The sequence below is a fragment of the Paenibacillus sp. HW567 genome (assembly GCF_000374185.1).
GTDB lineage: Bacteria > Bacillota > Bacilli > Paenibacillales > Paenibacillaceae > Paenibacillus_AQ.
On the sequence record NZ_KB910518.1, the window covers coordinates 6569349 to 6583865 of the forward strand.

A 14517-nucleotide genomic window follows, 5' to 3' on the forward strand; every position below is an offset into this window, starting at 1 on the left:
AATTGGAGTCTGACCGATCTATAGGGTTTCCTTGAACAAATAAAAAGCACTGCAATCCGTTAACAAGCGGTTGCAGTCTTTTTTTGTTATTGGCCCGATTCGTCCGAAGGACAGGACTGATCCGCCTCATAGCCAGCTCAGCGGCACAACCAGGTTGTAAATCCATCAATTAAAATTACTTATAAGTGTAGAGCTATAATTTTGTTCAGTATGGAGGAGAACTGGGATGATAAAGCATATTCAAGCGGATGTAGTTATTATCGGCGGTGGAACGGGCGGCTGTGCGGCTGCACTGGGGGCAGCGAGATCAGGCAAATCGGTTGTAATGACTGAAGCTTATGATTGGATTGGCGGACAGTTGACCAGTCAGGTGGTTCCGCCGGATGAGAACCGCTGGATTGAGCAGTTCGGATGTACGGCAAGCTACCGGACTTACCGGAATTCAGTGCGGGACTACTACCGCAGGATGTTTCCGCTCACCGAGCAGGCTCGTGCCCGTGCTGCCTTTAACCCCGGCAACGCCTGGGTCAGCAGGCTCTCCCATGAGCCGCGCACCGCGCTGGCTGTACTTAGGGATATGCTGGCTCCCTATGTGCACAGCGGACGGCTGCAGATTTGGAATGGATATAAGCCTGTACATGCGGAGACGGATGGAGACGACGTCATTTCTGTGACTGTATGCGGGGGGAACGGGGAGCATCTGGTTCTGACCGGCGGCTATTTTCTGGATGCGACGGAAGAAGGAGATGTGCTCCCGCTGGCAGGCGTGGAATATGTAACGGGTGCGGAGTCAGCCTCTGAGACCGGAGAAAGACACGCACTCGCTGGGCCAGCTAATCCACAGGATATGCAGGCGTTTACGCATTGTCTGGCAGTGGATTATACAGAAGGCGAAAACTTCACGATTAACAAACCGAAGGAATATGAGTTCTGGAAGAACTATCAGGCAGACTTCTGGCCTGCCAAGCAGCTTAGCTGGACGGTTACTTCACCGTCAACGCTTGCACCTGTCACTTATGTGCTTCTGCCGGCCGAAGGGGCGAACCCCCTGTTTACTTACCGCAGACTGGCGGATCGGAGCAATTTTCAGCCGGGAACCTATAAGGAGGATATCAGTGTCGTCAACTGGCCGCAAAATGACTACTGGCTGGGGTCGATCATTGATGTCTCTCCAGAAGAAAGACGGCGTCATCTGGAGAGTGCGAAGCAGCTCAGCCTCTCCCTGCTGTACTGGATGCAGACGGAGGCTCCCCGCAAGGACGGGGGCACCGGCTATCCTGGATTACGTCCGCGGCCCGATGTTACGGGGGCGCCGGACGGTCTTGCGCAGGCTCCGTATATTCGTGAAAGCCGCCGGATTCGCGCGGAATTCACCATTCTGGAGCAGCATCTCAGCCCTGTCGATCGCCCGGACGGCCAAGCCGAGAAATACACAGATACGATTGGCATCGGCAGCTACCGGATTGACCTGCATCCCAGCACGGCGCTGCGGACCTTCATAGATATTCCTTCACTGCCTTTTCAGATTCCGCTCGGTGCGCTTATACCGGTTCGGGTCAATAACTTGATCCCAGCCGCCAAAAACATAGGCACAACACATATTACCAACGGTTGCTACCGGCTTCATCCCGTGGAATGGAACATTGGGGAAGCTGCCGGAATGCTGGCTGCCTTCTGCTTGGATAACAAGATAAAGCCCCGGGAGGTGCGCAATTCGCCGGAGCAACTGAAGAGCTTCCAAACGCGTCTCCGCAATAACGGCTTCGAGCTGGAATGGCCGTCCATCGGAGCCGTCTAAGCGAAACTGGGGGTGCGGGGCATTGCTAAGCTCACTCTGGGCTACGCCCCGCCGTACCCAAGCTGATCTTAAGTGACTCCTAAGCCGCCCCAAGCCGCCCCCAAGCTGATCTTAAGTGACTCCTAAGCCGTTCCAAGCTACCCCAAGCCATTTCACCCCGCACCCAAGCCGGTGCAGATGCAGAATACCTGCTGTACGGTGATATAATGGAGGAACGATATGGATGCAGCAATCAAAATCTCATCATTGGAGTGGCTGATCATATGAAATTGAGTATTCTGGATCAATCGCCGGTCTCCGAGGGCAGTACGCCCGCTGAGGCTTTAGCCCAGACGGCAAGCCTGGCCAGGGAAGCGGAAAGGCTGGGCTACCACCGTTTCTGGGTATCGGAGCATCACGGTGCACGCGGACTGGCCGGCTCTAGCCCGGAGGTGCTGATGGCACATCTGGCGGCAGTAACGTCCACCATCCGCATTGGCTCGGGAGCTGTACTTCTTCCACATTACAGTGCCTACAAGGTGGCGGAGAACTTCCGTCTCCTTGAAGCCCTGTACCCCGGGCGTATTGATCTCGGGTTGGGCAGAGCACCGGGAGGCGGGGCACTTGCCGCTAGGGCGCTTCAGGAGAATCGGACAGGCGGTGCGGAGTTCTATGAACTGCAAATCAGAGACCTTATCACCTATCTGCACGGCGCAGCGGATTCTTCCCACCGTTTTGCCGGACTTGAAGCCACTCCTTCCATAAGCTCAGCGCCGGAAATTTGGCTGCTCGGCTCAAGCAGGGACAGTGCTGCCCTCTCCGCCAGGCTGGGTACCGGCTTTGCTTTTGCCCAGTTCATTAACGGTGACGGAGGCAAGGAAGCGGTACAGGACTACCGGGGCAGCTTCCGCCCTTCTCCTGCGGCGGCCCCGCGTTCGCTGGTTGCCGTGTTCGCCGCCTGCGCCGAGACTTCAGAAGAAGCCGGCCGGCTGGCTTCCAGTATGGAGCTTTCGCTGGTTCTGCTGGAGAAAGGCCATGTCTCGACCGGCACGCCTTCGGTAGAAACCGCGCTGAACTATAAGTACACGCCGTATGACCGATTCCTTATCTCGGACAACCGCCGCCGGATGGTGACCGGCTCTCCAGAGGAGGTTCGCCAGCAGTTTATAGCGCTCACAGAAAAGTATTCATGCGACGAGATTATGTTTGCTACTGTTATGCATAGCTTTGAGGATAAGCTGAAATCCCTCCGGCTAATTGCGGAAGCCTGCGGGTTGACCCGAAGGGGAGCTGGCGGTTAGCTTTTGGAAGCACGATACCTGAATTTTCTATTCTGCCGGGGATGAGGTAAGATGAAGGAAGGAATACACTTCACACAGCCGTAATCAATCCGCTGACGAAAGGAAGGATTCAGGATGTCCATCTACAGCTTTTCAGGAGTTGCCCCTTCGGGTAAAGAACAGCCATTCAAGGATTACGAGGGCAAGGTGCTGCTGATCGCCAACACGGCCAGCAAATGCGGACTAACACCGCAATATGGGGATTTGCAGAAGCTCTATGAGCAGTATGGAGATCAGGGGCTTGTGGTGCTCGGCTTTCCCTGCAACCAGTTTGCCGGGCAAGAGCCGGGGACTAGTGAGGAAGCGGAGGAATTTTGCCAGATTAACTATGGCGTTAAGTTTCCTATCTTTGCCAAAGTAGATGTGAATGGGCCGGAGTCAAGTCCCCTTTTTCAATATTTGAAGACCCAGCAGCCGGGTACGGGCGAGAGCAGCGACATTCAGTGGAACTTCACGAAGTTTCTTGTAGACCGCACCGGTAATGTAGTAGCCCGCGTAGAGCCGAAGGAATCACCCGAAAGCATGAAGGAACAGATCGAAGCCCTGCTGTAAAAATCTGCGGCAAGCGCTTGTCCTGGTCCAATCGAAAAATCCTCCCGAAACGCGGCATTTGCTTAAGCGGCGCTTCGGGGGGATTTGTTTTTAATTCCTGCTGTATGAAATTAATCCTTGACGCTTTTTCAAGACACTGTATCCTTTGAAGAGGAATGTATAACTTGGTGAATTGCATAAAGTGCAGAATGAAGCAGGATAATAACGGCAGGAGGGTTTTAAAACGGTATGAGGTTAATTACAGAGGTGGCATCGGCAGCAGGTATTAGTGAGGAGCATCTGGAGCTGTACGGCAAATACAAAAGCAAGCTGTCGCCATCCCTTTGGGATGAGCTTAAGCATAAGCCGGATGGTAAGCTGGTGCTGGTTACCGCGGTCAATCCCACCCCGGCAGGCGAAGGCAAGACACTGACGACAATCGGGCTGTCCCAGGCGATGAATGCGGCAGGCGTTAAGACAGTTGCTGCACTCCGCGAGCCTTCGCTCGGGCCATGTCTGGGCATGAAGGGTGGAGCAACCGGCGGGGGCAAGGCGCAGATCGTTCCGGCGGACGAGATCAATCTTCATTTTACAGGGGATATCCATGCGGTGACTTCCGCGCACAATCTGCTGTCGGCTATGATCGACAATCACATTTTCCAGGGCAACGCATTGGGGCTAGATCCGCAGCGCATTGTCTGGAAACGGGTAATGGATATGAATGACCGCAGCCTGCGGAATATTGTGACCGGGCTTGGTGATGGCAACGGAACGGTGCGGGAGAGCGGGTTTCAGATTACGACAGCTTCGGAAATTATGGCGGTGCTGTGCCTGTGCGACAATCTGGCCGATCTCAAAAGACGCCTCAGCCGCATGCTGATCGGGTATGACCAGTTGGGTGCGCCGGTAACGGCTAAGGACATCGGGGCGGTGGAAGCAATGACTGCGCTGCTGAAGGAAGCGGTGAAGCCGAATCTGGTGCAGACGCTCGAAGGAACACCGGTGATTGTGCATGGCGGTCCTTTTGCCAACATTGCTCATGGCTGCAGCAGCGTGATTGGAACCCGTTATGCACTGAAGCTTGGCGATGTGGTGATAACTGAGGCGGGCTTCGGCGCGGATCTGGGCGCTGAGAAGTTCATGGACATCAAGTGCCGCCAGGCCGGACTTACCCCCGCAGCGGCAGTGCTGGTAGTAACGGTGAAATCGCTGAAATACAACGGTGGTGTCCGCAAGGATGAGCTGCATACCGAAAACCGGACAGCACTGCTTTCCGGCATCTCGAACATGGAGCGCCATATTGAGAATTTGGGCAAATTCGGCGTGCCTGTGCTGGTTGCGGTCAATCATTTCGAAGGGGATACACCAGGCGAGATTAACGACGTGCTGGATGCGTGCCGGCGCTTGGGTGTGCCTGCGGCTATCTCCAAGGTCTGGGCGGAAGGCAGTGCCGGAGGGCTTGAAGTGGCTGAGGAGCTGAAGAAGCTGCTGGAGCAGACAGAACGCTCAGAGTATGCCCCCTTGTATGAAGATAACCTGGATATTCAGGCTAAAATCCAAAAAATCGTCACCGAAATCTACCGTGGCGCTGATGTGGTTTTCTCCCCTGCGGCAAAGCGCAGCCTCAATTCCATTGAGAAGCTTGGCCTCCAGAAGCTGCAGGTTTGCATGGCCAAAACACCATACTCCTTTTCTGATCAGCCACGGCTGCTTGGAGCGCCGGAAGGCTTCACGGTGGGTGTGAGAGATATAACCCTGTCCCTTGGAGCGGGCTTCGCTGTGGTGATCACCGGCAATATGGTCACTATGCCTGGTCTTCCGGCCAAGCCGGCTGCAGAAGGACTGCATGTTGACGAGGATGGCGTGATTTTCGGCCTGGAATAGCTGTTCACAAAATATAGACGCGACAATGCTGCGGTACTGATCCAGCGTTGTCGCGTTTTTTTCTCCCATAATACCTTCAATTAGCTTCGCTTTACAACGGATCTTCGCTACTTCCTATGTTGCATTCCCTGTCCCTTCCTGCCGCAGACAGACATAATGTGCTCCCTCCGGGGAAAACTAAACAGCAGCAATAGATCATCAGGGTAATCTTAAATTTTAATCATTTGTGAACATTGTGAGAAAAATCACAAAAAAAGCTTGTGTTGTGATATTAATCACAATATAATCATCACATGAAGTGAAAAAAATCACAGATAAAGAAAAATAAATGAAATGCTCAATTTGGAGGAGGAAGAAACCATGAAAGTAGCAGTCATTGGATGTACCCATGCCGGAACCGCCGCAATTGTTAACACCGCTCAGCTCTACCCTGATGCCGAGATTACAGTGTACGAACGCAATGATAATATTTCTTTCCTGTCATGCGGTATCGCTCTTTATGTAGGCGGAGTAGTCAAGGACCCGCAAGGCTTGTTCTATTCCTCGCCGGAAAAGCTGGCCGAGCTTGGTGTCAAAACGAACATGCGTCATGAGGTGATCCAGGTTGATACAGACCGCAAAACCCTGCGGGCCCGAAACCTGGCGACAGGCCAGGAATTCGATGACTCCTATGACAAGCTGATCATGACTACCGGTTCCTGGCCGATTGTTCCGAAGCTGGAAGGCATGGAGCTTGATGGTATTCTTCTTTCGAAGAATTATAACCACTCCAACACCATCATCGAAAGAGCGCAGCATGTTAACAGAATCACCGTTGTCGGCGCCGGATATATCGGGGTTGAACTGGTGGAGGCTTTTCAAATGAACGGCAAGCAGGTTACGCTGATTGATGGCGAAGATCGTATTCTGAGCAAGTATCTGGATGAAGAATTCACCACCCCGATACAGCAATCGCTGGAGGATCACGGTATTACTCTGGCACTGGGGGAGAAGGTCAGCTCTTTTGTTGGTGAGAATGGTAAAGTGACCAAGGTGATTACAAGCAAGGGCGAGCATGAGACGGATTTGGTGATCCTGTGCATCGGGTTCCGTCCAAATACCGAGCTGCTGAAAGGGCAAGTGGATATGCTGCCTAACGGAGCGATTATCGTCAATGACTATATGCAGACGAGCCGCCCGGATGTCTTTGCTGCCGGTGACAGTTGTGCCATTCATTATAATCCTACCGGTAAGCATGCCTACATTCCGCTGGCAACAAATGCAGTGCGTATGGGTACGCTGGTTGCCCGCAATCTGGTATCGCAGACGATCCCTTACATGGGTACGCAGGGAACCTCGGGAATTAAGATTTACGAAGATAATATTGCCGGAACGGGACTGACGGAGGATGCGGCCAAGGCTGAAGGCATGGATACCGAAAGCGTGATGATTACCGATAACTACCGTCCGGAGTTCATGCCTACCCATGAGCAGGTGCAGCTAAAAGTGGTGTTCGACCGTGCCACCCGCCGTATTCTCGGCGCACAGATCATGTCCAAAATGGATCTGACGCAGTCGATCAACACCGTGTCAGTATGCATTCAAAATCGAATGACCGTAGACCAGCTAGCGTTCATTGATTTCTTCTTCCAGCCTCATTACAACAAACCGTGGAATTTCTTGAACACCGCGGGACTGCAGGCATTGCCTAAGAATGTGGCTGTTAAGGAACCAGTGACTGTATAAGCTTTTGCAGACCAAACAACGCCCTGTCCACTTGGACAGGGCGTTGTTTGTCTAGGTGCGCCCGGCATGGGCGATAACTCGGTGGTGAGAGTCCACTACAGGCTTGGCAGTAGGAACTGTTAGCTGAAGGCAAGGGTGTCCGCCGCGAGGCGGAATCTGAAGGAAGCCGGAGGCAAACCCTCGGTCTGACGAACAGAAATCACATACAAGGCATGGTGGGACGGACGAGCTTGCCTAACAAAGCGAAGTCCAATACTGCCCGAATCCCATGATGTAGATGTGGCAGATAGATGAGGGGAAGGTTATCGCTCTTACCCGGGGAGATCTCACAGACGTCAAGTAGACCCTTCGAAAGACGGAGTAAAGCTTGCTGTGAGAAGTCAGCAGAGGCCATAGTGCGTGCGTGGCAGCACGATCATCAGGTGGGTTAAAGTCCCGCTGAGCACCGGACTAGGGGGCTCATATCCAAACTCGGGGGTAACGCCTCGGGGGCCGGTAATTTTTTTTTTACCGGAGGGCAGGGCGTCTGCCGCGAGGCAGAGTCTGAAGGGCTTGAGGAGAAGTACCAGGCCGTAGTGAAACGGGGCTACCCGAACTCGCGAACCGGTCGGCCAAAGATGGGGCAAGGTCGAGTCTGCACTATGGAGACGAAGGCGTTCTAGTCCACCCATCGCACCAAGGTGTGTGCGGGCGGCATGGTACTGAAGATGACGATGTGACCCACGGAGATCTCGTCGTGTCTGAAACGAATGCACTTGCAGGACGAGTGGTTAAACAAAGTCGAAGCGGTCGCGCCGCGCCCGCCGCTTCAGAGAATGCGCGGCAGTTTCGGTAACGGGTACTATAAGGAAACCCCGAAATGTACACCGGACGCACGGCGAGAAGTCGGAGAGCCGCGTACTACTTAAGAACGGACGAACAACAGAAACGTCCGGATCAGTCACCTTGGTGTGACTGGCTTCTGTTCACTCAAAAGGTGAATTAGAAGGGGAAGGCGGCTCGCTTTATGGAGACCGGAACTGGCATGAGTTTCGCGAGTAAGCGGCAAGGGAGGAATATTCCCTAAGTGAAAGACCCAAAACTTGCAGGCGGAGGATACGAAGCGTATGAAAGCAGAAGGCACAGGACGAAAGGTTCATTCATTAATCGACAAGGTGTATCACCGAACAAATCTGGAAATGGCATGGGAAACAGTGAGGGCAAACGGAGGCAGTGGTGGAACTGACAAGGTCACCATCCCGGCCTTCCAAGCCGTAGCCGAGGCGGAGCTAGAACAACTGCACGAAGAACTGAAGCAAGGGATGTACCGACCGATGCCGGTCAAACGAATTCACATTTCCAAGAAGGGGAAGCCAAACGAGAAGCGTCCGCTCGGCATCCCGGCGATAAGGGACAGAGTCTGCCAGCAAGCGCTGAAAAACAGGCTGGAACCTATCTTTGAACCCTTGTTCAGTGAATGCAGTTTCGGATACCGTCCGGGTAGGTCAACGCACCAAGCGATGCGGAAGATTTACCGCGAGATGATGGACGGGTGCGAATGGATTGTGGACGCAGACCTGCGGGATTTCTTTGGGACGGTTCATCACGAACCGCTGGTCGACAGGATTGCGGAGCAAGTAAGCGATGGTAGAATTCTCAAATTGGTCAGACAAATGCTCGAAGCCGGGTACATGGAAGGTGGGAAGAAATACGCGACACCGAGCGGCACGCCGCAAGGTAGTGTAGTGAGTCCGCTGTTTAGTAACATTTACCTGAATCGGTTCGACCATGAAATGACGGACAGAGGGTACCGACTGACGCGCTTCGCTGACGATTGGGTGGTGCTCTGCAAGACGCAAGCGGAAGCTGCGCGGGCGCTCCGGGACGCAAGAATCATTCTGGAATCGCTCGGGCTGACCCTTCACCCGGATAAAACAAAGATCACCCACATCAAGTGGGGATTCGAGTTTCTGGGCTACAAGCTCAAACGGGGAAAAGGCTTGTCGCTGCAACGGGAAAAGGTAAAGAAGCAATCGAAGATGAATATCTACGCCTACCCCAAAGACAAGTCCATCCAATCGTTCATGGACACCATTCGAGCCCGAACGCATAGACGCATCCCGATAACCGTTTTTGAACTCATCGACTCCATAAACCCCGTCATACGAGGGTGGGGCAATTATTTCCGGAAAGCCCACGTGAGAAAGCTTTTCAACCGACTCCAACGCTGGATCATAAGGCGGATATGGAGTCATCGGTTCAAACGCTGGCGCAACGCGGGGTGGAAAAGACTGCCGGAATCCATTCTCTACTCCAAGTACAGATTGGTAAATCTCTTGTCATTAATCCCGGATTTGAACCTACGAACTGCACCCAAAGGGTGACATGAAGGAAAGCGGATTGCGGGAAAACTGCACGATCCGTTTGATCGAGCGGACGGAGGAAGGCGCAAGCCGACCTCCTTCGACTCTACACCGGGAATTTTTTTTTTTTCGGGAAGGGCTGAACAATCGTAAGTCTTGAGTACATACGGAAAGGAGAATCGGCGCAATGAAAGCAGAATACCGAGAGGGCTGCCCGCAAAGGGATAGCGTGGAGCGCGAAGAGTATGCGGGAGCGCGGAGTGCCGACATTCGGGAACGTAGAGAAAGGGACGGTGCAAACGACCTGATGGAAGCGATACTGGACAGGGACAACCTGAACCGCGCCTACAAGCAGGTCAAACGCAACCACGGAGCACCGGGAATCGACGGGATGACCGTGGAGGAAGCGCTGCCTTGGCTGCGTGAAAACAGAGACGAGTTTTTGCAAAGCATCCGGGATGGAAGGTACAAACCAAGCCCGGTGCGACGCAAGGAAATCCCCAAACCAGATGGAAGTGGAGTCCGAAAACTCGGTATTCCCACGGTGGTAGACCGAATCATCCAGCAAGCGATTGCCCAGCAACTGCAACCGCTATTTGAACCGCTCTTCTCAGAGGGAAGCTACGGCTACCGCCCAGGGAGGAGCGCGCAGCAAGCCATCCGCAAAGTAAAAGCTGATGTGGAGCAGGGATATGGCCAAGCCGTAGAAATCGACCTCTCGAAATATTTCGACACGTTGAACCATGAGCTGCTGATGAATCTCCTGCGTAAACAAATCCAAGATAAACGCGTAACGGAGCTGATTAAAAAGTACCTGAAAAGCGGAGTCATGGAAAACGGAGTACGCCGCGAAACGAAAGAAGGCTCGCCTCAGGGCGGGCCGCTGTCGCCCCTACTCGCGAACATCTATCTGAACGAATTCGACCAGGAGATGGAAAGACGAGGCGTGAAGGTCATCCGCTATGCGGATGACATCGTGCTGCTTGCGAAGAGCAAACGGGCGGCGATGCGGCTTTTGGAATCCAGCCGGAGAGTTCTGGAAAACCGGCTAAAGCTCCAGATGAATGCGCAGAAGAGCAAGGTGGTCAGCGCTGTGGCACAAAAGCATTTCAAATTTCTCGGCTTTGCGCTCGGAAAGAATGGAAACGGCGTATACATTCGCGTACACCGTCAATCGCTCGCCAAGGCAAAGAAGAAGCTGAAAGAGCTAACGAGCCGAAACCAGGGCAGGAATGCGCGGCAGGTCATGGAGAACGTGAAGGCCTACATTCGCGGTTGGATCGGCTATTTCTACGTAGCGGACATGAAGCGAAACGTGCAAAGCTGGAATGAATGGCTGCGAAGGCGGATACGGATGTACATCTGGAAACAGTGGAAGAAGCCAAGAACGAAGGTGCAGAACCTGCGAAAGCTGGGGATACCGGAGTGGCAAGCGTACCAATGGGGAAATACACGTCTGGGCTACTGGCGAATAGCAGGAAGCGCAGTACTGAGTCGCTCTGTAACAAATGAAAGGCTCGCACAGGCAGGGTATTATGACTTCCCTGCCCAGTACGAGCGTTTACGTCAATTGCACTCAAGCGGTTGAACCGCCGTATACCGAACGGTACGTACGGTGGTGTGGAAGGTCGGCTATCCAACTAATGGATAGCCTCCTATCCGATCCTGGTTTATACCGGCTATTGGTAGCTGACCTCCTCATGAAAATTCAGAACATCCAGCCGTGCACGGATACGTTCGATTTCTGTTGAGGTTAATGGAGCTGTGGGAGTCAATTTGTAGTTTCTCCCTGTAATGTAGCTAATATCGTCCGCTGCCCCATTGTGCGTATATGGAAGATTAGCGACAGGGGTTTTGGAATAATCGGTGAAATCAATGATGCTCCAGGTTGGGTCACCGTCTTTCTTGGCAAGGATAATACGCTCTGTTGCAGTTTCGGTCCACAGATAGCGCAGATCCGCTGGGGAATTCTCTCCACTGGCCGTGGTATAGCCTGAGCCCCGGAACATCAGGGTGAATTCGGAGTGCTCATTACTGCTGGCACTTCTTGTTTTGTAGATTTCCGCCAGATCATGGATGCCCAATACTTTTACATTAGCATCTTTCGGGAACCTGCTGATGAAATCCTGCCAGGTCGCGTTCAGGCCGGGCGATCTGAGCACCCAATTGGTGCCAATCACCAGTGAGAGGTAATTGACCGTATTTTGGTTGCGATAAGGATTATTGAGATATTGGGAGGCCAGGTGCAACTGGGGTTCTGCCTTCATCTCGCTTACATACGGGTCCGCCGGATGCAGAGTCCATCTGGATGCACCTGAAGTGTAACGGGAGCCGATGGGATCAATGCTGAGTGAATTCATAAATACATTGCCGCTGTTTGTAGCCGCATCCTGTGCGGGCAGCATCGGGTTAGCGGTATGCGCCCAATAAGGCATCAGCGGTGATCCCTCAGCAGACAATTGGCCTACGTTAACCTGTGTTGCCGCCCACCCCATGAAGGCGTCGATCTGGAAATTGTCTTTTAACCAGGCCGCCTGCTCGGGATTGATGGCATAGGTAGACAATGATTTGGGACGATACTTGTCAGGTATGCTCAGCCATACGGAGCTGTCTCCGTTGGTTCCCCCCTGGTGGAGGTAATTGAGCGCATTATACCTGTACATGTACAGCCACGAATTCATCTCAGCAATCCATTGGGACAGACTGTAATTGTCATTGGGATAACCCGATACGATCCCTACCTCATCTCCATAAAGATCAACATACTCAAGCACCTTTTGCAGTTGAGGGCGTTGTGCTTCATCGAATACGAACCGGCTGTCCATAGCCCAGGTCACCCGCAAATTAGGGTCAATGGTTGCGAGGGAATTCCGCATAGTCTCCATTTCAGCTATTGTTGTAGCATTCGCTCCGGTATCTTCAAGCAGCAATGATACGGTGAAGTAAGATGCTGCTGAGCTGTATTGAGGCTGCTTAACCAATAGCTCGAAGGTGCCAGGGACACTGAAGTCTGCAAGCTCGGAACTGAGCAGAACGCTGCCATGAATAACAGTGCCCGGAGCCGGGATGTTATAAAAGTTAGCTACCGTCCCATCCGGTGCCAGTACAGCGTAATCATCAGTAATCGAGACTTTAAGGTCCGGCGGCAAAAACTCCGGTGTAATTTCTTCACCATAGACATCCAAGGTCACGTAAGCCAGCTTCCAATGATCCACAGATACATTGAATGAAGCATCAATTGAATCGGTAGTGGTATGAATAGAATCAACTGCTTTGTACACTGGCGGAGTTGCTGTTGGAACAGGTGAAGCAGTTGGATCTGGTGTTGCTGTTGGTGTAGGTGAAGCGGATGGAGCTAGTGTTGCTGTTGGAACAGGTGAAGCAGTTGGATCTGGTGTTGCTGTTGGTGTAGGTGAAGCGGATGGAGCTAGTGTTGCTGTTGGTGTAGGTGAAGCGGATGGAGCTAGTGTTGCTGTTGGTGTAGGTGAAGCCGATGGAGCTAGTGTTGCTGTTGGTACAGGTGAAGCGGATGGAACAGGAGTTGCTGTTGGTACAGGTGAAGCGGATGGAGCTAGTGTTGCTGTTGGTACAGGTGAAGCGGATGGAGCTAGTGTTGCTGTTGGTGTAGGTGAAGCGGATGGAGCTAGTGTTGCTGTTGGTGTAGGTGAAGCCGATGGAGCTAGTGTTGCTGTTGGTGTAGGTGAAGCCGATGGAGCTAGTGTTGCTGTTGGTACAGGTGAAGCGGATGGAGCAGGAGCTGCTGTTGGTGTAGGTGAAGCCGATGGAACAGGAGTTGCTATTGGTGTAGGTGAAGCCGATGGAACAGGAGTTGCTATTGGTGTAGGTGAAGCGGATGGAGCAGGAACTGCTGTTGGTACAGGTGAAGCAGGTGGATCTGGTGTTGGTGCAGGTGAAACGGGTGGAGCTGGTGTTGGTGCAGGTGAAGCAGGTGGATCTGGTGTTGGTGCAGGTGAAACGGGTGGAGCTGGTGTTGGTGCAGGTGAAGCAGGTGGAACCGGTGTTGGTGCAGGTGAAGCCGATGGAACAGGAGTTGCTGTTGGAAAATCAGTAATAACCGGATTTTGAGGATATGTAATGTCCGCATTTCCTAATGGTACACCTTTGGGAACTTCGGATTCCTCCGGCAATTGCTCCATTGACTTACCTTCCGGTAATCCTTTTCCTTGCTCGAGCAGGTCTTGTATCCGCGAGGGCTCCTTAATCAAAAGGTAAGCTTGAGCAGTTACTTTAGCTGCGCTCTGGCGGTCGACCCATTGCTTCGGGTTGAACCGGTGCTGTCCATCTCCTTGGAACAGTTGAAGCTGTTGGGCCACCCAGACGCTTGCCCGGGCTTTTTCCGAAATAGAAGAAGCATCCTTAAACGTAGGCATATGCCCTTGTTGCTGGATCAGGTCATTCAGACCAAGGGCCTGTATATACCATATTGCCAAGCTCTCGCGGGTAATTGTACTCCTCCTGTCTATCGTCTGGTCCTGCAGGATGCCTGCGGACAAGAGCAAACGTATGGAGGGGGAGGCCCAATCCGGTATTTGGTCTGTTGTTAGCGGATATTCCGTGTTAGGATTGGAAACAGATAATGCCCTGGACATCAAGGAACCCATCTCTGCGAGGGTAATCGGCTGCAAAGGCTTAAACTTTGAATTACCATATCCTTGGATGATCCCTCTGGAGAACAGGTTAATAATTTCTTGACGAGCATAGCTGTGTTCTATATCCACAAATGGATTGCGCTCGGCCTTTACGGCCGAAGGGACTGCAGTAGCTCCGAATAAGATCAGGCATAGCAGAACCAGGATGATTCGTCGTGGGTTATTCATCATGATGTGTGCACCTTTTTCAGTTATTATGGGAACAGCTTGTCACCTCCTTTACTCAGATATCGGTGCAATTGGGCCGA

General features: G+C 52.8%; 9 protein-coding genes and 1 pseudogene. 8 read left to right on the forward strand and 2 right to left on the reverse strand.

The window, feature by feature from the left end; genetic code table 11:
• The first annotated feature begins 226 nt into the window (after positions 1–226).
• From B212_RS0129370 to ltrA (B212_RS0129400), 7 genes are all read left to right on the forward strand, one after another.
• Positions 227–1798: an FAD-dependent oxidoreductase gene (locus B212_RS0129370; RefSeq protein ID WP_019914931.1), complete on the forward strand. Its 1572-nt coding sequence runs from the start codon at positions 227–229 to the stop codon at positions 1796–1798.
• Between the two features lie 263 nt (positions 1799–2061).
• Positions 2062–3078: an LLM class flavin-dependent oxidoreductase gene (locus B212_RS0129375; protein WP_019914932.1), complete on the forward strand. Its 1017-nt coding sequence runs from the start codon at positions 2062–2064 to the stop codon at positions 3076–3078.
• A gap of 114 nt (positions 3079–3192) precedes the next feature.
• On the forward strand, positions 3193–3669 hold the full coding sequence (locus B212_RS0129380) for a glutathione peroxidase (protein WP_019914933.1): 477 nt from the start codon (positions 3193–3195) through the stop codon (positions 3667–3669).
• A gap of 228 nt (positions 3670–3897) precedes the next feature.
• On the forward strand, positions 3898–5532 hold the full coding sequence (locus tag B212_RS0129385) for a formate--tetrahydrofolate ligase (protein WP_019914935.1): 1635 nt from the start codon (positions 3898–3900) through the stop codon (positions 5530–5532).
• A 360-nt stretch (positions 5533–5892) separates the two neighbouring features.
• Complete coding sequence (locus B212_RS0129390) at positions 5893–7257, forward strand: FAD-dependent oxidoreductase (RefSeq protein ID WP_019914936.1); 1365 nt, start codon at positions 5893–5895, stop codon at positions 7255–7257.
• Between the two features lie 1106 nt (positions 7258–8363).
• Complete coding sequence (gene ltrA, locus B212_RS0129395; protein ID WP_019910324.1) at positions 8364–9620, forward strand: group II intron reverse transcriptase/maturase; 1257 nt, start codon at positions 8364–8366, stop codon at positions 9618–9620.
• A gap of 166 nt (positions 9621–9786) precedes the next feature.
• A complete protein-coding gene (gene ltrA, locus B212_RS0129400) occupies positions 9787–11187 on the forward strand; it encodes a group II intron reverse transcriptase/maturase (RefSeq protein ID WP_019914354.1) in 1401 nt (466 codons plus the stop codon).
• Positions 11188–11278: 91 nt separating this feature from the next.
• Here ltrA (B212_RS0129400) and B212_RS35615 read toward each other — a convergent pair whose 3' ends face one another.
• Positions 11279–12880 (reverse strand): DUF3863 domain-containing protein, encoded by a 1602-nt coding sequence (locus tag B212_RS35615; protein ID WP_019914937.1) that lies wholly within the window; start codon positions 12878–12880, stop codon positions 11279–11281.
• Here B212_RS35615 and B212_RS35620 point away from each other — a divergent pair.
• Positions 12873–13685, forward strand: a complete 813-nt coding sequence (locus tag B212_RS35620) for a hypothetical protein (RefSeq protein ID WP_232231517.1) — start codon at positions 12873–12875, stop codon at positions 13683–13685. The two genes, B212_RS35615 and B212_RS35620, sit on opposite strands and share 8 nt — an antisense overlap.
• A 545-nt stretch (positions 13686–14230) precedes the next feature.
• Here the strand turns inward: B212_RS35620 and B212_RS35990 are convergent.
• A pseudogene (locus B212_RS35990) lies at positions 14231–14440 on the reverse strand (S-layer homology domain-containing protein); the annotation flags it as partial.
• Between the last annotated feature and the right edge of the window lie 77 nt (positions 14441–14517).

Excerpts from the sequence above, each read along its gene's own strand:
- B212_RS0129390 (WP_019914936.1), top strand. The coding sequence starts at position 5,893 with ATGAAAGTAGCAGTCATTGGATGTACCCATGCCGGAACCGCCGCAATT.
- B212_RS0129385 (WP_019914935.1), top strand. The coding sequence starts at position 3,898 with ATGAGGTTAATTACAGAGGTGGCATCGGCAGCAGGTATTAGTGAGGAG.
- B212_RS0129375 (WP_019914932.1), top strand. The coding sequence starts at position 2,062 with ATGAAATTGAGTATTCTGGATCAATCGCCGGTCTCCGAGGGCAGTACG.
- B212_RS0129370 (WP_019914931.1), top strand. The coding sequence starts at position 227 with ATGATAAAGCATATTCAAGCGGATGTAGTTATTATCGGCGGTGGAACG.
- ltrA (WP_019910324.1), top strand. The coding sequence starts at position 8,364 with ATGAAAGCAGAAGGCACAGGACGAAAGGTTCATTCATTAATCGACAAG.
- B212_RS0129380 (WP_019914933.1), top strand. The coding sequence starts at position 3,193 with ATGTCCATCTACAGCTTTTCAGGAGTTGCCCCTTCGGGTAAAGAACAG.
- ltrA (WP_019914354.1), top strand. The coding sequence starts at position 9,787 with ATGAAAGCAGAATACCGAGAGGGCTGCCCGCAAAGGGATAGCGTGGAG.